At 59.4% G+C, this 21,787-nt stretch carries 28 protein-coding genes, 1 tRNA gene and 1 pseudogene; 7 read left to right on the top strand and 23 right to left on the bottom strand.

Annotation, left to right across the window (positions count from 1 at the left end; genetic code table 11):
* Positions 1-73: 73 nt before the first annotated feature.
* Positions 74-607 carry a hypothetical protein gene (locus P3S72_RS12510; RefSeq protein WP_276197566.1) on the top strand — a complete coding sequence of 178 codons (534 nt, stop codon included), beginning with the start codon at positions 74-76 and terminating at the stop codon, positions 605-607.
* A 4-nt stretch (positions 608-611) separates the two neighbouring features.
* Here the strand turns inward: P3S72_RS12510 and P3S72_RS12505 are convergent, their stop codons facing one another.
* Genes P3S72_RS12505 through P3S72_RS12485 form a run of 5 tightly spaced genes read right to left on the bottom strand, consistent with a single transcriptional unit; the run spans position 612 to position 5,518 of the window.
* Complete coding sequence (locus tag P3S72_RS12505) at positions 612-1,700, bottom strand: minor capsid protein (protein WP_276197565.1); 1,089 nt, start codon at positions 1,698-1,700, stop codon at positions 612-614.
* Positions 1,675-3,093, bottom strand: coding sequence for a DUF4055 domain-containing protein (locus tag P3S72_RS12500; RefSeq protein WP_276197564.1), 1,419 nt, complete (start codon positions 3,091-3,093; stop codon positions 1,675-1,677). Before P3S72_RS12500 ends, P3S72_RS12505 begins: the two co-directional genes overlap by 26 nt.
* On the bottom strand, positions 3,090-4,412 hold the full coding sequence (locus P3S72_RS12495; RefSeq protein ID WP_276197563.1) for a terminase: 1,323 nt from the start codon (positions 4,410-4,412) through the stop codon (positions 3,090-3,092). The genes P3S72_RS12500 and P3S72_RS12495 overlap by 4 nt, the downstream gene beginning before the upstream one ends.
* A complete protein-coding gene (locus P3S72_RS12490; RefSeq protein WP_276197562.1) occupies positions 4,387-4,863 on the bottom strand; it encodes a DUF2280 domain-containing protein in 477 nt (158 codons plus the stop codon). Before P3S72_RS12490 ends, P3S72_RS12495 begins: the two co-directional genes overlap by 26 nt.
* Before the next feature lie 31 nt (positions 4,864-4,894).
* Positions 4,895-5,518: a putative metallopeptidase gene (locus P3S72_RS12485; protein ID WP_276197561.1), complete on the bottom strand. Its 624-nt coding sequence runs from the start codon at positions 5,516-5,518 to the stop codon at positions 4,895-4,897.
* A gap of 76 nt (positions 5,519-5,594) precedes the next feature.
* Here P3S72_RS12485 and P3S72_RS12480 point away from each other — a divergent pair, with 76 nt between their 5' ends.
* On the top strand, positions 5,595-6,041 hold the full coding sequence (locus tag P3S72_RS12480; protein WP_276197560.1) for a hypothetical protein: 447 nt from the start codon (positions 5,595-5,597) through the stop codon (positions 6,039-6,041).
* A 33-nt stretch (positions 6,042-6,074) separates the two neighbouring features.
* Here P3S72_RS12480 and P3S72_RS12475 read toward each other — a convergent pair whose 3' ends face one another.
* From P3S72_RS12475 to P3S72_RS12465, 3 genes are read right to left on the bottom strand one after another with little or no spacing between them, the layout of a single operon-like run.
* Positions 6,075-6,263 (bottom strand): hypothetical protein, encoded by a 189-nt coding sequence (locus P3S72_RS12475; protein ID WP_276197559.1) that lies wholly within the window; start codon positions 6,261-6,263, stop codon positions 6,075-6,077.
* Positions 6,260-6,469, bottom strand: coding sequence for a hypothetical protein (locus P3S72_RS12470; RefSeq protein WP_276197558.1), 210 nt, complete (start codon positions 6,467-6,469; stop codon positions 6,260-6,262). The genes P3S72_RS12475 and P3S72_RS12470 overlap by 4 nt, the downstream gene beginning before the upstream one ends.
* Before the next feature lie 49 nt (positions 6,470-6,518).
* Entirely contained in the window at positions 6,519-6,851 is a 333-nt protein-coding gene (locus P3S72_RS12465; protein ID WP_104902921.1) for a phage holin, lambda family, read from the bottom strand.
* Positions 6,852-7,072: 221 nt separating this feature from the next.
* On the opposite strand from P3S72_RS12465, the gene P3S72_RS12460 reads away from it, so the two are divergent.
* Positions 7,073-7,438, top strand: coding sequence for a hypothetical protein (locus tag P3S72_RS12460; RefSeq protein ID WP_247404715.1), 366 nt, complete (start codon positions 7,073-7,075; stop codon positions 7,436-7,438).
* A 267-nt stretch (positions 7,439-7,705) separates the two neighbouring features.
* On the opposite strand, the gene P3S72_RS12455 is transcribed toward P3S72_RS12460, so the two are convergent.
* Complete coding sequence (locus tag P3S72_RS12455; protein WP_276197557.1) at positions 7,706-8,512, bottom strand: hypothetical protein; 807 nt, start codon at positions 8,510-8,512, stop codon at positions 7,706-7,708.
* A complete protein-coding gene (locus P3S72_RS12450; RefSeq protein WP_247404720.1) occupies positions 8,512-9,366 on the bottom strand; it encodes a BRO family protein in 855 nt (284 codons plus the stop codon). The genes P3S72_RS12455 and P3S72_RS12450 overlap by 1 nt, the downstream gene beginning before the upstream one ends.
* Positions 9,367-9,522: 156 nt before the next feature.
* On the opposite strand from P3S72_RS12450, the gene P3S72_RS12445 reads away from it, so the two are divergent.
* Complete coding sequence (locus P3S72_RS12445) at positions 9,523-9,723, top strand: hypothetical protein (protein ID WP_247404722.1); 201 nt, start codon at positions 9,523-9,525, stop codon at positions 9,721-9,723.
* On the opposite strand, the gene P3S72_RS12440 is transcribed toward P3S72_RS12445, so the two are convergent.
* Complete coding sequence (locus P3S72_RS12440; protein ID WP_247404724.1) at positions 9,713-9,880, bottom strand: hypothetical protein; 168 nt, start codon at positions 9,878-9,880, stop codon at positions 9,713-9,715. The two genes, P3S72_RS12445 and P3S72_RS12440, sit on opposite strands and share 11 nt — an antisense overlap.
* A gap of 22 nt (positions 9,881-9,902) precedes the next feature.
* Positions 9,903-10,370 carry a YmfL family putative regulatory protein gene (locus tag P3S72_RS12435; protein ID WP_247404728.1) on the bottom strand — a complete coding sequence of 156 codons (468 nt, stop codon included), beginning with the start codon at positions 10,368-10,370 and terminating at the stop codon, positions 9,903-9,905.
* A 70-nt stretch (positions 10,371-10,440) separates the two neighbouring features.
* Here P3S72_RS12435 and P3S72_RS12430 point away from each other — a divergent pair.
* Positions 10,441-11,073: pseudogene (locus tag P3S72_RS12430) on the top strand (tyrosine-type recombinase/integrase); the annotation flags it as partial.
* Positions 11,074-11,200: 127 nt separating this feature from the next.
* On the opposite strand, the gene P3S72_RS12425 reads toward P3S72_RS12430, so the two are convergent.
* Positions 11,201-11,291: transfer RNA gene (locus P3S72_RS12425), tRNA-Ser, on the bottom strand.
* Positions 11,292-11,443: 152 nt separating this feature from the next.
* Here P3S72_RS12425 and P3S72_RS12420 point away from each other — a divergent pair.
* Positions 11,444-12,115: a Bax inhibitor-1/YccA family protein gene (locus P3S72_RS12420; protein ID WP_247404731.1), complete on the top strand. Its 672-nt coding sequence runs from the start codon at positions 11,444-11,446 to the stop codon at positions 12,113-12,115.
* Positions 12,116-12,188: 73 nt separating this feature from the next.
* Here the strand turns inward: P3S72_RS12420 and murB are convergent, their stop codons facing one another.
* The 8 genes from murB to P3S72_RS12380 all read right to left on the bottom strand — a co-directional run bounded on the left by murB (position 12,189) and on the right by P3S72_RS12380 (position 19,044).
* Positions 12,189-13,208, bottom strand: a complete 1,020-nt coding sequence (gene murB, locus P3S72_RS12415; RefSeq protein ID WP_276197556.1) for a UDP-N-acetylmuramate dehydrogenase — start codon at positions 13,206-13,208, stop codon at positions 12,189-12,191.
* Positions 13,205-13,669 carry a low molecular weight protein-tyrosine-phosphatase gene (locus P3S72_RS12410; protein WP_276197555.1) on the bottom strand — a complete coding sequence of 155 codons (465 nt, stop codon included), beginning with the start codon at positions 13,667-13,669 and terminating at the stop codon, positions 13,205-13,207. The genes murB and P3S72_RS12410 overlap by 4 nt, the downstream gene beginning before the upstream one ends.
* On the bottom strand, positions 13,669-14,433 hold the full coding sequence (kdsB, locus tag P3S72_RS12405; RefSeq protein ID WP_276197554.1) for a 3-deoxy-manno-octulosonate cytidylyltransferase: 765 nt from the start codon (positions 14,431-14,433) through the stop codon (positions 13,669-13,671). Before kdsB ends, P3S72_RS12410 begins: the two co-directional genes overlap by 1 nt.
* On the bottom strand, positions 14,430-14,615 hold the full coding sequence (locus P3S72_RS12400) for a Trm112 family protein (RefSeq protein ID WP_003174668.1): 186 nt from the start codon (positions 14,613-14,615) through the stop codon (positions 14,430-14,432). The genes kdsB and P3S72_RS12400 overlap by 4 nt, the downstream gene beginning before the upstream one ends.
* Before the next feature lie 23 nt (positions 14,616-14,638).
* On the bottom strand, positions 14,639-15,649 hold the full coding sequence (gene lpxK / locus P3S72_RS12395; RefSeq protein WP_276197553.1) for a tetraacyldisaccharide 4'-kinase: 1,011 nt from the start codon (positions 15,647-15,649) through the stop codon (positions 14,639-14,641).
* The gene (locus tag P3S72_RS12390) at positions 15,649-16,077 is read right to left on the bottom strand and encodes a biopolymer transporter ExbD (RefSeq protein ID WP_024076131.1); all 429 of its coding nucleotides are present in this window, start codon (positions 16,075-16,077) and stop codon (positions 15,649-15,651) included. The genes lpxK and P3S72_RS12390 overlap by 1 nt, the downstream gene beginning before the upstream one ends.
* Positions 16,074-16,709, bottom strand: coding sequence for a MotA/TolQ/ExbB proton channel family protein (locus tag P3S72_RS12385; protein ID WP_276197552.1), 636 nt, complete (start codon positions 16,707-16,709; stop codon positions 16,074-16,076). The genes P3S72_RS12390 and P3S72_RS12385 overlap by 4 nt, the downstream gene beginning before the upstream one ends.
* 109 nt (positions 16,710-16,818) lie before the next feature.
* Positions 16,819-19,044: a DNA internalization-related competence protein ComEC/Rec2 gene (locus P3S72_RS12380; RefSeq protein ID WP_276197551.1), complete on the bottom strand. Its 2,226-nt coding sequence runs from the start codon at positions 19,042-19,044 to the stop codon at positions 16,819-16,821.
* Between the two features lie 135 nt (positions 19,045-19,179).
* Between P3S72_RS12380 and P3S72_RS12375 the strand changes: the two genes are divergently transcribed.
* On the top strand, positions 19,180-19,695 hold the full coding sequence (locus P3S72_RS12375) for a DUF2062 domain-containing protein (RefSeq protein ID WP_276197550.1): 516 nt from the start codon (positions 19,180-19,182) through the stop codon (positions 19,693-19,695).
* A gap of 3 nt (positions 19,696-19,698) precedes the next feature.
* Here the strand turns inward: P3S72_RS12375 and P3S72_RS12370 are convergent, their stop codons facing one another.
* Together P3S72_RS12370 and P3S72_RS12365 are read right to left on the bottom strand one after the other, a co-directional pair.
* Positions 19,699-21,069: a sensor histidine kinase gene (locus P3S72_RS12370; RefSeq protein WP_276197549.1), complete on the bottom strand. Its 1,371-nt coding sequence runs from the start codon at positions 21,067-21,069 to the stop codon at positions 19,699-19,701.
* Positions 21,056-21,784, bottom strand: a complete 729-nt coding sequence (locus P3S72_RS12365) for a response regulator transcription factor (protein ID WP_276197548.1) — start codon at positions 21,782-21,784, stop codon at positions 21,056-21,058. Before P3S72_RS12365 ends, P3S72_RS12370 begins: the two co-directional genes overlap by 14 nt.
* Positions 21,785-21,787 lie beyond the last annotated feature (3 nt).

Here is a 21,787-nt window from a genome sequence, read left to right as displayed (position 1 = left end):
TTGATAGACTCCCAGTACGGCCTGATAGGGCCGAAGTTGATTTTTAAATGAATACAAGAGCAAGGAACGCAAAATGAAAGATTTAGATCTTGGCACTCACTTACTATTCTGCCGTTTCACTAAAGGCGGAGATTTAACTTCAGAGATAATTAAAACCCACAAACTTATTGAAAAAGCGGAAGACCTAGTCGTTGATACAACAAATGAAAAGATTAAAAGAAATCTGCGTAAACCATCGAATATGCAAAAACTCCTACCCCAAGTCCCCGCATGGATTTGGGAGTGTTCTCACGCACTAACAGAGCTAAGGAATATCGTCGCACACGATCAGCCTGTGCTGGATTCTCCACATCCGACGGCACTTCCCATGGCAGTAGAAAAGTTCATAAATTTGGTTACAAGCAATACTGCAGGAACTGTATTTGAGCTTTCAAAAAATATAAACTTATCTCCATTTGAAAGAGCCTCATTCACGCTGTACACGGAACTCTTAGAGCACCTTGAAAACTCACCACTGCCTGCAGGCCCTATTCCTTTGGGGGGGCTTTACTACCAAGATCCTCCAGAAGATCCAACCGAGACATTGTTCAAACACTCGAAATTGTGAAGACCTACTTTAAGTTAGCTCTCTCAAACGCCAATGGTTCTAATGCCCTCATCTGCACCAGGGTCAGCGGCGAGAAGTTGCGATCAAGCTGCAGCTCCGCGAATCGCTCCACGGTCAATCCACCCTCCCGGAACAGCTTGGCCCGGACCGGGCCGATGGCCACGTCCTGAAACGCTGCCGGCTGAAGCTGAAGCCAGTGGTAATAGTCGAGATCGGCACTGACCTGCTGCCCGCCATTAGCGCCCACCGACGCCCGGGTAGCGCCCTTGGCGAACATCACGCTGAGCTTTGTCAGCAAGATGAAGGTGGTGCGGCAGTTCGGGTGGAACGGCGGCCTTGGGCCTGAATCCACCGGAAACTTGCGCTTGTCCATCGAGCGGCATTGCTGGCTGGTCTTGCTGTCCAGCGTGGCCACCATCTGGATTTCTTCCACGATGTCAGTGTTGGCCTTGGCCACCTCCATGCGCGCCTGAGACGACACATGCTGAATCGCGGTATGCACGACCGTGGCGGCATTGCGGTTGGTGGTAGCCAGGATGCCGTTTTTGTAGCCGGCAGCCTTGGTACCGCGAATATTTCGGATGATCAGGAAGTTCGTCTGCCCCTCGAAGAAACCCTGCCGAATCGTGCCGGTGACGCGCTCTCGCTCGGCGCCGGTCCAACCCTTGATGAAGGCCTTCAGCAGCTTCCCGCCGCCGGTGCCGCGCACGCTAAGCGGATTCGTCAGCACTGCGGTTCGGATTGCCGCAGCCGTCGGGGCGACCACGTCCAGCGAAACCCCAACCGGCGCCGACCGGGCAAGGCTGGTCGCTTCGAACTCTGCCTCATAGTTGGCGATATCCACCAAGTCGAGGTTCAGTTGCGCGCTGTAGCGGTCGAATATGCCCAGCAGCAGGCTATCCACCTCCTTCAGCAGCGCCTCAAGGCGTTTGACGTTGTACTCGGTCAGGTCCGTCTGGGTCAGCCGGTCGCGGATCGAGCGATCGATCTCCTTGAGGAAGGGGGCGAACTTGCCCACCTCCCCCGCCTTCAGCTTTTCGAGGAAGACCGCGTGCCGGATGGTGGCGTCATGGATTGCTTGGTTTGCCGCCATTTGGTGTGTCCTCGTTGTCTAGGCCCAGGCCGTCACTCTGCTCCTGCAACTCGCCGTCGATCTGCAGGTCAGTGCGCTCTGGCGCGATCAGGCCCAGCTTCCGCAGGTAGGCCCGAAGGTCTGCCTTCGCGAATCCGCCGTTCTGCCACAAGCCAACCAAGGCGGTGATCATCTGCGGATCAGCAGTCAGCTCGACGAACTCCTGATTCACCTGGTAGGCGACCTTCTTGTCAGCGATGCCCATGTAGGCGCAGCACCACATGATTGCTCGGGTGTAAGCCTCGCTGACGTTTGCCACGCAGCCGGCCAGCACAGAAGTGGAAGCCGACTGATCGCCACGGGACTCCGTAGCGGTCTTGGTGGCAAGTGACGCCACCACCATCCGGGCGCCCAGCTCGATCATCATCTGGTTTTTGTCGGCCATGGCCTCTTTGACCAGTGTGTTGGGCAATGGCTGCGCGTAGCCGAACTGACCACCGGCCGGCAGCATCATTGGCGCCCTGGAGCCGACATAGACGCCGTTCTTCTCCATCCAGTCGCGCCACTGCTCATCCAGGCCACTGATCCACGGCTGGGCCTGTCCACACCAGAAAACGCTGTCCTCATAGTCGGCGCTGTTCCGGTAATGGCCCAGGTTGATCATGGCGACGTCGTACAGCGGTGACTCGTCGATGCTCGGGTCGTTGTTCTGCGCGCCGACGAAGGTGAACGGGATCTCTTTGAAACGCCCAGTGACACCTTCAGGCCTGAATTCTTCGGTGACCGCCAGCGGCCCACCACCTTTCGGCCCGGACCTGCGCCAGACCCGACAGACAAAGCCGTCGTCCTCCAGCGCCAGTTCCCGGTACTGCTCGGCCGTCTTGAAACCGAAGCCGTCGGGAATCTCAGGCGACTCACGCAACACCACCAGCGTCAGTACGCTGTGACCGTTAACCATGCCGGTGCGCCAGTTGATGATGTCTTCAGCACAGTAGGACAGGATCACCGAGTTCCCGCCGATGCTGTCGTCCTGGTGATAGTCGACGTACAGCCCGTGCCGACCAGCCTCAAGCACCTTTTCAAGCGTGCCCTGTGAATGCTGGTAAATGCTCACCCCGGAGCCGTTGGCGTTGTCCTGCAGGTATTCCAGCTTCTTCGAAACCGTGAGTGTCGGGTCTTTGTGGAAGGCGAGGCCCAGCAACCCGTTACGGGTGTGCCCAGTAGCGTTCTTGAATACCGCCCGCTCACGGTAAGCCCGGTTCCGGTCTTCGTTTTCCGGCGATTTGTCGTGTCCGTTGATGTACGGCAGCCGATCGACAACCCGGTGCTGACCCGCGCAGACGTCGCGGACGGTAGCCCAGCGGCCCAGCGCTTCGATGTAATCCGCCCGCTTGAAGGAGACGTCGTTGCTCATCGGGCGTATCCCATTTTGATAGAGGTGACGATCGCTTTGATCGGATAACGCTTGGCAATGAAATAACCAGCAGCGTCGTTCATGTGGTCGTGACCCTTTTTCGGATCTTTGTCCGGCTCACCCTTGTCGGTGTAGGTCTGTCGCTCAAGGCACAGGGTGAGCTGAGGGCATTGATCGATGTTCACCTTCAGGCGACGCTCGCCATAGGCGTTCAGGAACATAGCGTTCACCGAGTTCACACGGTCTTTCACGCCCGGGTTTGTGGAGTCGACGATCACTGTGAACTTCGCTTTCTTCAGTAGCGAAAGGTCGGACTCGCTCGCGTTTTTGCTGCTGGTGTTCTGCCCACTGGCGTCGGGATATACCGCCACCGAGTGCCCAGGGAACCGGACCTGGATCTTCTCGATCATTTCAGGCGTGTCCCGCACGCAGTGAAACTCATCCAGGGCCATCGGCAGGTCGTCACGCACAACATAGACGACGGCCGCCATCTTCATGACGTTGAAGTCCATACCGATGTGAAGCGCTTCGCCCGGCTTGATTCGTTCGCTGGTTCGGCATTCGTCACGATTGAACGTGTAATAGACGACACCGGCGTAGTTCTCGAAGCCAGCCTCGTACTCTTGCCGGAAGGTGCGTGGGTCCATCTTCCTGCGGGCCGCCTCCAGCTCTTCAGGGGGAACGTTGCCGCCCTGCAAAGATGTGTACTGCCAGCTCTTGTGATCAGGCTCGCCGCCTGGCTTGCCGTCCAGATAAGTGTCGTAGCAGTGGTTGAAGCCTTTCGGCGTGCCAATTCGCAGCGCATGGCCGCCCTTGCGCATCCCGACGCCTGGAATCTGGTACTGACAAGTCGATAGCATCGGCCGCAGCACTTCTTCCCACGCCGCCCACGGGCAGTCTGCCCATTCATCAACCAAGACGAAGAACAGGCCGGAGCCCCGCAGGTTGTCGTAGTTGTCGAGCCCTACCACGCGCATGACATGACCAGACTTGAGCGTGATCGAGCATTCGGTCTCGTTCGGGCGGTGCGCACGCCACGCCTCGGGGATCGCCTGCTTCAGTCGCCGCCAGAACACGCGCTTGGCCTGCTTGAAGGTCGGCGCGCCGTACCAGATCTCGTCCTCGACGCTTACGCCCCACTCCGCAGCCAAGCGGGCAGCACGACGCATCTCGGCCTTGCCCAGGAACGTCTTGCCGAACCGTCGCCCACACACCGCATCGCGGAAACGGGCCTCAGGCTGGAAGCCCCAGCAGTAAATGTTCGCCTGCTTGGGCGTCAGCTTTACCGGCGGGTCAAAGGTACGGGGTAGCGGGGACATTCTCATCAGGCTCCAGGGTGTACTCAGCAACGGCGTGCTGCTGGTCCGCTTGGGAGCCCAGAGGTTTCTCAGGTTCGAGGCGGCGATTCACGTAGACATCGCCTACCTCTTTGGCGGCCTGCTCATACAACTGAGCGGTCAGTGCCAGGTTGCGCATGTTCTCGGCCTTCTCAGCCATTCGCCCCAGACCACGAAGCCGGTAGGCGCGGTTAGCGATCGGGATCTCGGCGGTCTCTTCTCGGAATCGCTTGCGGGTATCGTGAAATAGGGTCGCCCACTTCACGGCAAGCCCCTTCCCGGCCGACTTGGTTGGGTCGTGCGTCTCGACCTGCTGGCGACTTACCACAACCCCGTATTCGTTCTTGACGGCTTCCACCACTTGGGAGGGGGTGTCAAAGCACGCCAGCGCCTGAACGATGAAGCTCTTCACCTCATTTTTCAGGACTGCCATAAATTCTCATCCGTCTAGAGCCTGTCAAGAATCAGGCCGATCTGAGCAGACAGGTTCCGCAGGCCCTCGCAATATTCAATTTCCCCACCTCGGCAGGACTGTTTGCAGCATCCACCAACGCTTGAACGTCAGGGCTTGCCCCGTAGCGGCGGACGACTCCGACGAACTCTTCAACGTCGTGGCCCTGCAGCTTGATCTTCGGCGCACCGTCTTGGGTGAATGCTGGTTGACCGTACTTGTCGGTCGCGTGAGCCAGGTGATACAGCTCGTGTTCCAAGAGCGCGCAGAACTCAAGGTCGCTGCACTGGGCGCAGTAGTCGGCAGCCAACGTGATGATGAACGCCGGCACGTCGCCGAACCAATCACGCATCTGCTGCTCCATCCGGGCTTTCTGCCAACCGCCAGCACGGAACGCTACCTGTTCGGCCTGCCCCAGGACTGTCCTACCCTGCTTCTCGAAGCTCGATGAGGCCCACATGACCCGGATGTCTGCATCCAGTAGATGGGCATGGTCTTCGTTGTGGATGGTGCCGGTGTCGGCGAGGATCTCGGCTTGGAGCCAGTCCCATACTTTAGGTGCCGGAGTCAGCCGGATGCCGAAGTCGGATAGCTCCGACAACTCAAGAAGTGACGATGGAGGGTACGGCCTATCCATAAGTTACCTTGAGCTTGAAATAGTGGCGCTTTGCCGGTATTGATGGCGACTTCAAAAAGTAAGGAAACTAATGCTGATGTCATTCGTCAAAGCCAGCTCACTCTTCGTATGCCTTTTGGGCGCTTCAACACTCACTGGATGCACCGTAGGCCCTCAAGCAACGTGGACCAACCTAGGCCCCGGTGGGATAGCAACCAAACGCAGCCAAATCGCCTGCTATACAGACGCAAACATCATCGACGGGGAGCGAGTGGAAGGCACATTGTGCGCGTTTCCTACGTCCGGATTCCTGAGCGACGGCGAGCCTACCGTGATCGCAAGGATGGGATATGGGCAGAAATACACTTTGGAGTTCAGCAAGACGCTTGAGGGGTTTGAACTACCATTCGGCGATAAGAAGGGAGTTCTGAAATGCGATCCTATGAAGACTGAGCCAGGCAGGACAATGCCTGAGAGCTTTTGCACTCTCACGGTCAACGGCCAGAAATTGGTCAGCGCTAAGATACTTTTTGGTGGCATGTGACAATCACCGGTGCCGCACTCACCTGCGGCACACCTACCCGACCATGATCGCGGTTTGTGAATGAGCTTGCCCGTGTAGTACTGCGACGACAATTCCCTGAGGGAGCCCAGCAGCCTTGGCCGCGTCGATTGCCTTGGCGATGGCGCTATCCAGATCGGTAAGGGCCTTATTGATTTTCTGGCTCATCGGCAGCGCATGGCGCAGGCGAGTTACGTTGCTCACGGCGCTACCTCATACTGAAATGCCCGATCAGCAGGCATGGCCGTCACAAACCGGCAGCGATGGGCGTCGAACTCTTCCTGCGTGGCAATGGTGCGCTCATACCGGGAGTTGGTCTTGCCGGTGAACCGCTCGCGATGAACGACCACACCCTCACGCAGGAACTCGACCTCAGCCGATCCCAGAAGCTTGGTTACGATTACTTTCATGTGATCTGTCTCGCGCCACGATTTGGCGCATTCGAAAACGTGGCGCGGATTAATCGACCTTGCGACTGGGCAACTTGAAGTCAGTCACCCTGTCAGCAATCGACCGGATCTTCTCTACGCCCAGGAAGCCGACCCAGCCACCTGCGAAGGTGGCCATGCTCTGTGGCAGACCGAAGAAGTCCAGGCCACTGATTATGGTCAACGTCAGGCCGCCACAGATCGCGCCCTCCACCAGCATCTGGCGCCGCGTGCCGCCGCCGTAGGTGATGCGCAGGACGGCCATGGCGCAGGACAGCGCAGCCGCATAGAGGATTGGCGAATGCTGGCTCAACCACGCAAGCGCAATCGCCCATGTGTCTGGTTTGTCTGGCATGTTGGACATCTCGGTTCCTCCCCGTCAGGGAGTTATGAATATGACAGGCCATGACCTGCAGATTTGAATCAGCCCCGGCGGCCCCCCCAGCTCAGAGCGAAGGGTGTGGCGGGGCCGAAAACGAAAAGGTCCCCTACCAATGTCGAGACCTGAAAAGGTAGATTTGGAGCGGGCAGAGCTTACCTTCCGCTGGAAAATCTAAATATTTAGCCGAGCACAGGAAGAAAAACATGAAGAGAGGGGTAATTTTCACAGCGCTAACTGTTGTTACTCTGCTCAATATGCAGGGGTGCGAAACCCATGAGGCGCATGCAGTAAAAATGATTCGATGCGCCTTGGCCGGGAGCGGTGATCCAGATATTCCACATGCAGTGATAGCAACGTCGCTGAACAATACTGCTCTTTACATGAAAGAAAGCGGCATCAAGAAAAATCGAGAAGAGATAGTCGCGATGTTTGAGGGCGTAAAAGACGAAATATTGGGCCCTCCTGGTTCGTCGGGAAAGGAGCAAGAGGCCCGAGCAAAGAAAATCCTCGAAACTGAGTTTTGCACGGAATATCTAAATTCACTGCGTCTGGAACTGCGCCTGGAGTAGGTTCGCGGTCTTCCCACGCTGCCAGCCAAAGACCATCACGGCGTCGACGCCCCAGTGCATCGATCGCGCCGTTTCAGTCTCGCGCCACGCTGGAAGTCTGGTGTGAACAGAGCGCAAGGGCTGCCGGTGTTTTTCCGTAGCGCTGCACTACCGGCTTATCAGCGTCCAGGCATCCCCCGAAGGGCCACCCTGGCTGTGGCGAGCCTGAATCAGAAATGAAAAAGCCCAGCGCGACGGCTGGGCTCTATTACGCAAGGAGATAGAAGATCATGGAGTCCAGTAAGCAATCTTGCCGCCTGCACCAACAGCTATAAAATTGCCATTGCCGTAGGCGACGCTCCGGATATCGGTTCCTGCGAAAGTGTTGGCTTGCTGAACCCAGCCGATCCCATCCTCGGAAACGGCTGTCTTGCCGCCGTCGCCGACAGCTACATACTTGCCATTACCGTAAGCAATGTCGCGGATGATGGTTCCACCGAAACTGGTATCTTCAACAGCAGTCCAGCTAAGCCCATAGGATGAATATGCCATCTTGCCATCCGCACCAACGATAAACATTTTCCCGTTGCAAAGCTTCATGGAAAGGATGGTGCTAGTGCCGAAGGTGCTGGTTCTGGGCGTGAAGTTTTGCAGATTATCCGTCGCCACCTTCACAGCGCTAAGCAGCTTCCCATTCGATCCCGCAACCAACACAAAACTGTCAATGACGTTGACGCAGTAGACAGTCTCGCTAGAAGTGAAGGTCGTAGTGCGCCCCACCTGGCCTGACCAATCGCCATAACGGGAAAAGACTTTACCGTTAGACCCAACCAGTATCCAGGTCGTCTCGTTGCCGTTAGTTGCCTGATAAAACACAATGCCTTGCAAGTCTCCGGACGCGCGAACAGTTGCCGTAAGGTCTGTCCAAGCCCTTTCAGGGTGGTCTGCGCTGCCGAAGATCAGATTGCCGGATTGAGAAAGGGCTTGATCCGCCAGGCACCACAGGCCAATGAAAGCCAGCCGGTCAAATGCTGGAAGCTCGACAAGTAGCTCATTGCTGAACAGGCCGGGCTTTACGTTTCGTGCGCGGGCCATTACTTGCCTCCTTTGCCGACAAGGCCGGCCAATTCAAGGAAGCGATCCACATACCAGTGAGGCTGTGTCTCGCGGGGGCACTGGGGGCTGGTGAGATTCTTGCCGTAGGCCATGCCCTTCTCAGTCACGGACCAGAAGTCGACCATTTCCTGCTTGGAGTTTTTGCGCTGGAGCACCTTGAGGAAGCCGTGGGCCTCAAGTTCAAGGTTGAAGGCACGGGCGGTGCTGGCGATGGCGTGATCTTTGATCAGGGCGGTGATTGCCTTGGCGGGCATCGAAGACCCGCCAGCGGCATCAGGGGCGGCGTCCACGGCGTAACCTGGGAGGAATTTGGCATCCAGCCCGTTATTGGCGGCGATCTTGGCCAGCATCATCATCTTGCTAGAGTTGGCAGGCTTCAGCAGGCGGTCGAAGCATTCAAGAATCGCCAGCTCTCCGACGATCTTGGAGTTGTTCGGGCCTTGAGCGGAAAAGGTGCCGGTCTTGCGGATGCTCGGCAGCACCTGCCCGACCACCCACTCTTCAAACTTCTCGGCGGCCGGCAGCTTGGACTTCATCACCAGCCGGTACAGGTCTCGCTCCGGGATGATAGTCATGAAACCACCACCCTGTTTCGGGGTAGTGGTCGCAGCCTTGCAATGGCGGGACACTGCGTTCTCAGGCTTGGAATAGCCGAGGGCGTCAGCGACATCGCGGGCAACAAACCATGGATCTCCGAGCTTGTCGGTGATGACCCTGATTGCAGCGCCGTCGAAGTCGAACGGAATCACCGAGGAATTGCGCGCCACGTTTTCAGATTGCGGAAAACGTGGCGCGTAAGGTGGCGAATTGACAGTTTGGGTAGACATGGGCATTATGCGCTCCAGAACTTAGTTGTAAATGCTGCACAAAGAGCCAGGCCGTGAACCTGGCTTTTTTGTGCCTGCGATTTGGTGCTGCGGGTAAATTGGGTGTCCGGCGCATCCGTGGTAGCTTTCTGCTTCCACACAAGAAGGCCTAGGAGGCCGGACATGACTGAAGTCATTAATCTGAACAACACCGCTGCAACTGCGGCGCTACAGGTCGTTATCGAATTGATTCGTGCTGGCGATCTAAAAACCAACGGGGCTGGAGTAATAACCGCGTCCATTGTTGAGGCGCACACGCAACTCACGGAGCACTTCAAGAGCGCAGCCGGGAAAGGTGCGGGCTCAGTGCCTCTCACTCGGTAGTCGCCGATTTAGATAGCTCTTCAAAAGCGGCCCTGACGGCCTTGGCGTTCTCGATTGCCACGGTCGTCAGATCGTCAACGCCCGTACTTGGTAGCACCTCAATCAGTACGTCCCGTAGTGCTACCAGCTCTTCAAAATGGGGATCTCGATTGCTCATGGTCTTTCTCCGGTCGTGAAATTCAGGCTCTTGCCTTGTGCAACTCAATTACCGCCCCGATAGTCTCGAGGCTCGCCGACATGTACTTGGCGTGCAGGGCGCGGATCTTCTTTGCTTCGTTCGAATCGATTTCGCCGTCTTCCAGGGCGGAAGCCACCATCTGGTCAAGAGCGCCGCGCTGTGCAGATGCAGCCAGAGAGCGCTGATACAGGTCGACGTTGTCCAGCTCCCCCGCCTCCGGGATCTTTACGAACACACCGCCGTACATCGCGCAGATGTAGTCCGGCAGATGCTCGGTCTTTGTTTCGCTTTCCAGCACGAAGATCTCGGCATCGCTCAGCGGCTTGCACCCGGCGGTTTCGTAAATCTGGTTCTCCAGGCGTTTGTCCTTGATGCCAAGGCGAGCTGCCGCGCAATCCATCCCACCAGGGAAAGCGTTGGACACAGCAGCCATTACTTGGCGGCGGGTCTCTAGTACGGGCGTTTTCATGTCCTAGTTTTTCCTTGGGTCGATTGCGGTCAAGATGGCTTCAATGGAACAGCGCACAGGGATGTCGCTTAACATCGCACGCGAGTGGGGGATCACCGAGAGCAACCCGGCCGCCGGCGTGCGAAAGAACAAGGAAGTGCCGCGGGACTTTTACGCAACCGAGGAAATCTGGAGCGCCGTGTATGCGGTCGCGACCTCGGAGTTGCGCGACGCCATGGACCTGGCTTATTTGACTGGCCAGCGCCCGGCGGACGTGCTTTCGATGCGGGAAGCAGACGCGGTTAACGAGTTCCTCCAGGTTGCCCAGGGCAAGACTTCCAAAAAGCTACGAATCCGCCTGACTGCCGCCGGAGTTTTGAATGACTTAGGCGCACTGGTGGAGCGGTTGATAGAGCAGAGGCGTTCCCGCGGCGTGCGGAGCCCGTACCTGATTGTCACTGAGGATGGGCGGCAGGTGACCAAGCCGATGCTGCGGCTGCGCTTTGACGATGCCAGGAACCGGGCGATTGCGACAGCTCGCGAGAAAGGAGACGGGATTCTCGCCGCGAGCATTCGCCAGTTCCAATTCCGCGACATCCGACCGAAAGCCGCCAGCGAGATCCTCGACCTGGGCGATGCCAGCCGCCTCCTGGGCCACACGGACAAGCGCATCACGGAGACGGTCTACAGGCGCGTTGGAGAGATCGTGAAGCCGACTCGTTGATCTCGAATCTGGCAGAGTTGCGGAAACCGCCTGAAATGATGCGGAAACGATCAGATGTTTCACTGCCGACATTCCCAAGCCCCAGAAACGCAAAAGCCCCGCTAGTGCGGGGCTTTCGTGTAAATCTTGGCGGGAAACCAGGGATTCGAACCCTGGGAACGCTATTAACGTTCGCCGGTTTTCAAGACCGGTGCATTCAACCACTCTGCCAATTTCCCTTTTGCATCACAGGATTATAGCAGCCCATCCTGTCTCAGCGGGCGCCATAATACCCGAATGAAACACACTGTCAAACTCTCACCATCGCTTGTTACAGAGCGTCTGTTATGATCTTTGCGACTGAACGTTTCAAAATCGAAGGAGTGTCGCCATGCGCGAACAGAATTACGCAGTGAATGGTAACGCGCAGGCTGAGCAGCTTGAAGTCAGCCGCGTCTTGCGCAACACCTATGGCTTGCTCGCCCTTACCCTCGCATTCAGCGGCGTGATGGCGTTCATGGCCCAGCAGATGCGCGTCGGCTACCCGAATATCTTTGTCGTGTTGATCGGCTTCTACGGTCTGTTCTTCCTGACCAACAAGCTGCGCGACTCGGCCTGGGGCCTGGTGTCGGCATTTGCATTGACCGGTTTCATGGGGTTTATCCTCGGCCCGATCCTTAACCGTTACCTCGGCATGGCCGGCGGCGCGGAAGTGGTCAGCTCGGCGTTTGCGATGACAGCCCTGGTGTTTGGTGGTTTGTCGGCGTATGTGCTGATTACCCGCAAGGACATGAGCTTCCTGGGTGGCTTCATCACCGCCGGTTTCTTCGTGTTGCTAGGGGCAGTGGTTGCCGGTATGTTCTTCCAGATCAGCGGTCTGCAGTTGGCGATCAGCGCAGGCTTTGTGCTGTTTTCCTCCGTGTGCATCCTGTTCCAGACCAGCGCCATCATCCACGGCGGTGAGCGCAACTACATCATGGCGACCATCAGCCTGTATGTGTCGATCTACAACCTGTTTATCAGCCTGTTGCAGATCTTTGGCATCATGAGCCGCGACGACTGATTGCCAGCAGCATAAAAATGCCCCGCATCGCGAGATACGGGGCATTTTTGTTTCAGAGGGCTTTGTTCTGGGCTCAGTACTGGTTGGGCTCCATCTCCAGATCGACCTTGAAACGTTCGGCAATATCCTGCTGGATACGTAGCGCCAGGTTCGCGATGTCATGCCCTGTGGCGCCACCGTAGTTGACCAGCACCAATGCCTGCATCTTATGCACGCCGGCATCGCCATCACGAAAGCCCTTCCAACCGGCCTTGTCGATCAACCAGCCGGCGGCGAGTTTCATATGGCCGTCCGCCTGGGGATAGGCCACCAAGTCCGGATACAAGCCTTGCAGCTCAGCCGCCAACGCCTGGGATACCAGTGGGTTTTTGAAGAAGCTGCCGGCGTTGCCCAGCTCTGCGGGGTCCGGCAGTTTTTCCCGACGAATGCTGCAGACTGCCCGACTGACATCGCTCGGAGTGGCTTCGGTAATCCCCTGCCCGGCCAGGCGCTGTTGCACTGGGCCGTAGTCGAGCTTGAGGTGGCTGACGCGGCTCAAGGCAAACCGTACTCGCAGGATCAACCAACGCCCGATTTCGTGTTTAAACAGGCTGTCCCGGTAGGCGAAGTTACATTCTTCCAGGTTGAAATCACGCAACTCGCCGGTCTGGCGGTCCAGGGCCGTCAAGCCGGCGAACACATCCTTGATCTCCACACCGTAGGCGCCGATGTTTTGCATCGGTGCCGCGCCCACGGTGCCGGGGATCAAGCTGAGGTTTTCGAGACCGCAGAGGCCATGTTCCAGGGTCCACAATACAAACGGATGCCAGGCTTCGCCCGCTTCGGCCTCGACCAGCACGTGCTTGCCATCATCCTGCAGCACCCGAATGCCCCGGGTAGCCATGCGCAATACCAGGGCTGGAATGTCCCGGGTCAGCAGCAGGTTGCTGCCACCGCCGATCACCAGCAGCGGCACTGCCTGCGCAGCGGCGTAGGCCAGGGCTTCGCGAACATCCGCGTCGCTATGGGCCTCGGCGAAGAGCTGGGCACGCACGTCGATACCAAAGCTGTTGAATGGCTTGAGCGATACCTGCGCAAGCACGTGCAAGGTCATAACCGCCCCTTCAATTCGATCACCAATAAATCACAGGCTCGCTCGATCAGGTCCAGGACCCGCTCAAAGCCTTGTTCGCCTTCATAGTAAGGATCTGGCACCTCGTCCACTTCCGAGTCGTAGCGGCGCAGGAACAGGTCCAGCTCGGCCTTGCCCTGCCCCGGTTGCATGGCCTTGAGGTTGCGCAGGTTGCTGTGGTCCATCGCCAGGATCAGGTCGTAGCGCGCAAAGTCGGCGCTGCTGACCTGCTGAGCACGCTGGGCCGACAGATCATAACCCCGCGCCCGCGCTGCACGCTGGCTACGCTGGTCCGGTGGGTTGCCGACATGCCATTCACCCGTGCCGGCAGACGCCACGTCGACCTGGCCGGCCAAACCCGCTTCGTACAATTTATGACGCAATACACCTTCAGCGGTTGGCGAGCGGCAGATATTGCCCAGACAGACAAACAGAACCTCCATCAGGCCCCCAGCAGGCGGCGGACGCGGTCGAGGTCTTCCTGGGTGTCGACACCCGCAGGCGGTGCTTCCAGAGCATCGGCGACGTGGATGCGCACGCCGTGCCACAGGGCACGCAGTTGCTCCAGGGATTCGGTGTTTTCCAGCCAGCACGGGCCCCAACTAACGAAGTCCAGCAGGAAACCGGCGCGGTAGGCATAGATACCGATGTGACGGCGGTACGGCACGCCCTCTGGCAACAGGTCAGGGTTCCTGGCAAAAGCATCCCGCGCCCAGGGCAACGTCGAGCGACTGAACGTCAGCGCCAGGCCGTTGATGTCGCTGACCACCTTGACCACGTTCGGATTGAACAGGGTGTCGATATCTTCGATGGGTTCGGCCAGGGTCGCCATGCGCGCTTCACCATGGGCAGCCAGGTTGGCGGCCACTTGGTCGATCACGCTCGGCGGGATCAACGGCTCGTCACCTTGCACATTGACCACGATGGCATCAGGCGCCAGGCCAAGCTGTGTGGCCACTTCGGCCAGGCGGTCGGTACCGGAATTGTGGTCTTCGCGGGTCAGTACCGCTTCGGCACCGAAGGTTTTGCAGGCGTCGATAATACGTGGATCATCGGTAGCCACCACCACGCGCTCGGCGTTGCTTTTGCAGGCCTGTTCCCATACCAACTGAATCATCGGCTTGTTGCCGATCAGTTGCAGCGGTTTACCCGGCAGGCGGGTCGAGGCGTAGCGCGATGGAATGACAACGGTAAAGGCTGTAGTCATTTATCCAGACGCTCGTCGGTAGTCAGCGTGCGGGCTTCGCTTTCCAGCATCACCGGGATGCCATCACGGATCGGGTAAGCCAGGCCGGCGCCTTTGCTGATCAGTTCGGTCTTGTCAGCACTGAGCTTGAGTGGGCCTTTGCAGATCGGGCAAGCGAGGATGTCGAGCAGTTTGGTGTCCATGAGTGTTTCCTGGAATGAAGCGTTTAAGGCAAGAGACGGGAGGGCAACAGACGCATCAGTTGCGTGTCGAACCAGGCGACAAACGCCGGCGACGGCACCGCATCCACCGCAAGGTACCACCAGTCAGGCTGGGCAAAGACGCGGCACTTCACCGCGTCCTTCTCGGTCATGACCAGCGGCAATGATGGTGTGAAATTCAAGACCTCGGCGCTGTAGGGCGCATGGTCGGCAAAAACATGGGGTATCGGTTGCCAGTGTAGCGTTTCAAGGGTGTTGAAGAAACGTTGCGGGTTGCCGATCCCGGCGACCGCATGCACCTGCTGGCCTGCTGGGAAGTAATCGACCGGCTGGCGCTCGCCGGTTTGCAAGTTGACCAACGCCGTGGGCCGCAGGCAAAAGGCGAAGCCATCTTCGCGATCGGCCCCGGCGCCATTATAGAGCAGCGCATCCACGCTCTGCAGGCGCTCCACCGGTTCGCGCAACGGCCCGGCAGGCAGGCAGCGGCGATTGCCGAGGCCCCGAGCGGCGTCGATCAGCACCAGTTCAAGGTCGCGAGCCAGCCGGTAATGCTGCAGGCCGTCGTCGGAGAGGATCAGGTCCAGGGTTTCGCTGGCCAGCAGCGTCTTCACCGCGCGACTGCGGTCAGGGTCGATCATCAAGGGGACGCCGCAGCGCTGCACGATCAGCAAGGGTTCATCGCCAGCCACTTCGGCACTGTGGCCGGCCTCGACCCGCCACGGCAATTGCGGTGGCTTGGCGCCATACCCGCGACTGACCACGCCCACGCGCAAACCGCTACGTTGGCAGTGCTCAATCAACCACAGGATCAACGGTGTCTTGCCAGTCCCGCCCACGGTGATGTTACCGACCACCACCACCGGCACCGGCGATTGGTAGATCTCGCCCTCGCCCGCCAGGAAGCGCGCGCGCTTGCGCTGCACCACCGCGCGATACAGCGACTCCAGCGGCCGCAACAACGTCAGCGCCGGATGGCCCTCGTACCAGGCCTTGAGCAAACGATCGGACATGGCCATCAGGGTTGGCTCGCCGCCTCGACGGTGCTCATGCGCAAGTGGCTGAACCCCAGCTTGCCAGCAGCGTCCATCGCGGTAATCACCGCCTGGTGCTGGGTCTTGCCATCGGCACTGATGGAGAGTGGCATCTTGGTATCGCCACCGGACTCTTTCTGCAGGGCCTCCATCAGGCTGTTGAGGTCGTTCTTCTCGAGCAACTGGTTATTCACTGAAAACACGCCGTCGGCACTGATGGCGATATCCAGTTGCTTGACCTCCTGGTCCTCGGCCGGCGAGCCGCTGACCGCTTCCGGCAAATCGACCCGCAGCTCGGTCTGCCGTGTAAAGGTGGTGGTCACGACAAAAAACAGCAGCAGGATAAACACCACGTCGATCAGCGACGCGAGGTTGATATCAACATTTTCCCGTTGCTTGCGGCGAAATTTCACGCTTTGCCCCCGACCAGGTCCACGTCACGATCGCCCTGCACCACTTCCACCAGCTTGATGGCTTCCTGCTCCATGCCGACCACGAGCTCATCGATCCGGCGTTGCAGGAAACGGTGGAAGAACACCGAGGGAATACCGACCATCAGACCCGCCGCCGTGGTGATCAAGGCCTTCGAGATACCACCGGCCAGCACCGACGCGTTGGTGGTCATGCCCGAGCCCATGAACGAGCTGAAAATATCGATCATGCCCAGGACTGTGCCCAGCAGACCGAGCAACGGTGCCATGGCGGCGATAGTGCCGAGGGCGTTGATATAACGCTCCAGCTCATGGATAACCCGCGCCGCGGCCTCTTCAATGCACTCTTTCATGATCTCGCGACCATGCTTGGAGTTGGCCAACCCGGCCGCGAGGATTTCACCCAGGGGCGAATTGGCGCGCAGTTCCTTGAGTTTCTGCTTGTCGAGTTGCTTGTTCTTGATCCAGCCCCAGACCTGTCCCAGCAGATGCTCGGGCGTGACGCGACTGGCGCGCAGGGTCCACAGGCGTTCGGCAACGATGCCGAGTGCGGCGATGGAGCTCAAGATGATCGGCAACATCATCCAGCCGCCGGATTTGACCAATTCCCACACAGTGAATGTCCCCTCGAAAAAGTGCGCCACTTTACCATATAGGTCAGGCAGCGGGGCTCGTCGACCCACGACCCGCCTGTCGCAGGCTTCGGTCATTGGTAACGCCCGGTTACGGTAACGCTTCTCGCCAGAAGCGGCGTTGACTGCGCGCAACAATCGGTGGCGCGAAGGTCCCTAATCGCAAACGCACCGCACCCTGTTCGGCGCTGTCATACACCTGACTACCCAATGCTTGATAGCGTTCCACCACCTGCGGATGAGGATGGCCGAACGCATTGCCACGCCCTCGGGAAATCAGCACCGATTTCGGCGCCAGCCGCTGCAGAAAGGGCCCGGATGAAGAGCTGCGGCTACCGTGGTGAGGTGCTTGCAGCCAATCGGTCGGCACCGCCAGGGCCGAGGCCAGAAACGCCTTCTCAGCGGCACGATCGATATCGCCAGTGAGCAGCAGGCGTTCGCCATTGGCCTGCACCTGCAATACACAGGACTTCGGGTTGCTGCTAATGGCGTCGGGCCATTGCCAAAGTTCAAATGACACACCATCCCACACCCACTGCTCACCGCTGATACAAGGCTGAGTGTGAAGAAACGCCGGCAACCCTTCGGTTTCGCCACCGACGACCCGTTTGATCGGCAGCCCGCTGGCGACAGCTGCCGCACCGCCGGCATGATCGGCATCGGCATGGCTCAATAACATCATCTCCAAAGCGTCTATTCCGAGTTTCTTCAGCGACGGCAACACCACCCGCGCGCCGAGATCGGCCGCCCCGGAGCGCGGGCCGGCATCGTAGAGCAAGGTGTGATGGCGGGTGCGCAGGATCAATGCCTGCCCTTGCCCGACATCCAACTGCAACACATCCACCTGCCCGTGGGGCACCGGCTCGCGCGGCGGGAACACTGCCAACAACAGCATCGGCCAGCCCAGCAGCCGAAACGGCACGCCCTTGGGCAGCAGCAGCAACACCGCACCGATCAGGCTTACCAGCCAATACCCCACGGGTACCTCGGCCGGTATCCACGCAGGTAATTGCGCCGCCAGTAGCGCCAGGGCGTTGAACAAGCCGCCCAGCGCCCCACCCGCCAGCCATAACAAGCCCTCGCCCACGAACGGCAGCGCCAGCAGTGCAGTCCCTAGTAAAGCTAGGGGCAACACCACCAGACTGATCCACGGCACCGCGAATAGATTGGCCAGCGGCGCGCTGAGACTGATGGGCAAACCGAGCACCAGCAACACCGGGAAAAGACCGATGGCAATCAACCATTGCGGACGGGTCCATGCCTGCCAGACGCTCCACCGCCCCAATCGCCCACCGAAAGTCAGCGCCAGCACCGCCACCGCCGCAAAGGACAGCCAGAAACCCGGCTGCAAGCTGGCCAAGGGTTCAAGGATCAGCACACCATTGAACGCCAGCAACAGTGGCCACCAGATGCCCAAATGACGGAAACGCAAACGCCACAGCAACACCAGCCCCACCATCACACAGGCGCGCTGCACCGGCACGCCGAATCCCGCCAGCAGGCCGTACCCCAGCGCTGCGCTAAACGCCAGGCCACACGCCCACGGCAGCCACGGCCAGGTGCGCGGCCAGCAGCCGTAGCGCGCCAGAGCGGCGACGAGCGCGTAGATCAACCCCGCCAACAGGCCGATGTGCTGGCCGGAAATCACCAGCAAATGCACCGTGCCGGTGTCCTGCAAGACACGCCAGTCCTCGGCCGCCAGCCCCGATCCGTCCCCCAGCACCAGGGCCGCCAGTCCTGCCTCGCGCCCTTGGGCATCCACCGCCATCAAGCGCTGACGGACCGCGTCGCGCCAAGCATTGCGGGCCGGCGCCAGGCGTTCGCCGTCCTTCACCGAGCCGGTGGCGCCAATACGTTGGGCCAGCAGCCAGGCTTCATGGTCAACGCCATGGAAGTTGAGCAAGCCCGACGGACGTTTAAGCGTCACCGCGAGGCGCCAGCGTTCACCGCTGCGTACCGGTGGCCCACCGTGCCAGGACAGCCGAATCCGCGCGGGCAGCCGGGCTTTGCGCGACCGGCTGTCGGTCAGTTCGAAACGCACGCCGCTGTCGGTCTGCTGCGGCAACCCGGTCACGCGCCCCTCCAGCCAACGTGTCTGGCCGTCGAGCGCCGGACGCAAGCGGTCATCCAGCGCCCACTGCGCGCTCATGCACGCCCAGCTCAAGCCGAATAGGAAAAACGCCAGCGGGTAAGTACGAAACGGCAGCAGCATCAACGCCACCAGCACCAGGGCCAACAGCGCCCCGGTAGGCGGCAGTGCGGGTAGAAATCGCAGCGCAAGCAGCCCGAGTGCAAGCGCAAACATCCCTGTCCTCATGGATCATTCCTTTGAAGTGATCCACTCAGTCTTAGCCGCCGCCCGGGCACCGCCTATGATGTTTTGTCACAAAGTCTGAATTTTCTGTTTATAGAATGCGGGCATACTTGCCCCTCGATCTGACCTGGACCCCTTATGCCCCGGCGCTTATTCAAACGGTACATGCCCGACCCCACGAGTATCAGGGAACACAAGTCATTACAGTTTCTTGGCACTTTGTTGCATGACCCGAACCTCTGGCACCTGAATCGGCACTCGGTGGCACGCGCCATGGCGGTGGGCCTGTTCGCGGCCTTTATCCCGATCCCCTTGCAGATGCTATTGGCGGCAGTGCTGGCAATCACAGTGCGTGGCAATATGCCGATTGCCATCAGCCTGGTGTGGTTGACCAACCCGATCACCATGCCGGTGGTATTTCTGTGTACCTACATGACTGGCGCCTGGCTGATGAATGTGCCACCGCGCAGCCTGCCTCACGACCTGACCTGGGAGTGGATCAGCGGGCAGTTGAGCACGCTGTGGCAGCCGTTCCTGCTCGGCTCGGTGGTACTGGGCGCGGTGCTGGGCACGCTGGCTTATTGCCTGACCATGGGGTACTGGCGCTGGTGGGTCGCGCACCAATGGAAAAAACGCAAACAGCGTCGCGCTTGAGCCCTAGGCTGCCAGCAAACGCACATGCACACGCAAGCCTTGGCCGGTATTTTCCGCCCACAGGCTACCGTCCTGACGCTGCACCGCATTGCGCGCGATGCTCAACCCTAGCCCGAAGCCGCCGTCGCCAGGTCGTGAGCCATCCAAACGGGTAAACGGCGCGAAGATCCGTTCTAGGTCGCGCTCATCAATGCCCCCGCCCTGATCCTCCAGCCACAGGTGCCAGTATTCGCCATCACGGCGCCCATCCAGGCTGACGACACCGTCCACCGGTGAATGCCGTATGGCGTTGCGCAGGATATTTTCCAAGGCCTGGGCCGATGCGTTCAGATTGCCGCGTACCCAACAGTCTTGCCCCAGCAAGCATGGCAGCCGCGAGGCTGGCCAATCGCTTTCGAAACAGGCGTTTTCCTTGAGCATGTCCCAGAGCGCCTGAACCTGAATATCTTCGACAGGCAGCGGCGTCCGTTCGGTATCCAGCCAGGCCAATTGAAGACTGTCCTCCACCAGGCGCTGCATCGCGTCGATCTCTCGCCCCAACCGTTCACGCAGTTGCGCCAGATCCTGCTCGCTGTCACAAGCCACGCGCAAACGGCTCAGAGGGGTGCGCAGTTCATGGGACATGTCCCGCAACAACTGTTGCTGCAACACCACCGTGCCCTGCAAACGCTCGGACATATGGTCAAATGCCCGACCCAGCTCGCCCAATTCATCCTGACGACTGGTGGCTGCGTAGGACAGCCGTGTGTTCAATTGGTCGACACGCCAGGCATTGGCCTGCTCGCGCAGCTGGTTCAGCGGCACGATCAGCAGCCGATAGAGGCCGATGCACAACAACAGGGTAAACAGACCGGGAATCACGCCATTGGTCACCACCCGCCAAAACAGTTGGTAACGTCCCGGCATAAAGCGCTGGGGCAACTCGATCACCAGCGAGCCGACGCTGGGGTCCAGGGGAAACGGGATTTTCAACCATGGCAGGCCTTTGACGTGGCGGCTGACCGGCCAGTCCAGGCCACGCAGGAAGGTCAGGCGCTGACTTTCCTTGTCGGTCAACGGCGTGCTGCCAAGGGACTGCAGGTCGTTGCCGATCACGCCGATCCAGATGCTTTCACGCGCCGCCATCAGTTGCAGCCAGGCGTCCACGCCGGCACTGTCCTGGGTCCTCCAGGCCAACTCCGCTCCCGCCGCATAACCGCTGAGAATCTCGCGAGAGGTTTCGGACAGGTAGGCGTTCTGCTGCTCCATGTACCGACCCCAGGACCAACTGAGCCAGATCATCAACAAACAGAAGGCAATCAGCAGGCAGGCCAGTTTCCAGAATAACGAGTGTTTACCCGGCAGCCGTTTCAAGCCCCCTTCAAAGGCCGTCATCGTGACCGCTCAGCACATAGCCCTTGCCCCACACCGTGCACACTTCACGCTCGCTGTAGCCGATGGCTTTGAGTTTGCGGCGAGTCTGGCTGATATGCATGTCGAGGCTGCGGTCATGCGGCGCATAACCGCGCTGCAGCACATGCTGATAAAGGAAGGCCTTGCTCAGCACTTCCTCGCCGCTGCTGTGCAAGGTGTGCAGCAGGCGGTACTCGCTGCGGGTCAAGCCGGCCCAGTGTCGCTGGTAGAAGACGTCGGACAGTTCGTCGTCAAAGCGCAGGCTACGGGCGTCGTCGCGCACGGGCGGCAAACTCGCCAGCGGGCGGCGATCCAGGGCCACCCGGCGCAGGATGGCTTCGATACGCACCCGCAACTCGACCATGCTGAACGGCTTGGGCAGGTAATCGTCCGCGCCCAGGCGAAAGCCGTTCACGCGATCGGCTTCGGCGCCCAGGGCCGACACCAGGATCACCGGCACCGAATGGCTCTGGCGCAGGTGCGTGAGGATCTCCAGCCCATCCAACCCAGGTAGCAGAATGTCCATCAACACCACGTCGAAGGCTTGCTCGCGGGCCATTTTCAGGCCTTGCTGACCGTTCTGGCACCACGTGACCTGGAAGCCACAGCGCCCCAGATGCTCATGGATATAGGCGCCCAGCACGGGGTCATCTTCGATGGTCAGGATACTGGGTAGGCCAATTGCTGCGGGATTCATTAG

The sequence above is a fragment of the Pseudomonas sp. D3 genome (assembly GCF_029320995.1).
Taxonomy (GTDB): Bacteria; Pseudomonadota; Gammaproteobacteria; order Pseudomonadales; family Pseudomonadaceae; genus Aquipseudomonas; species Aquipseudomonas paraveronii.
This window is presented reverse-complemented; position numbering and strand designations above follow the sequence as displayed.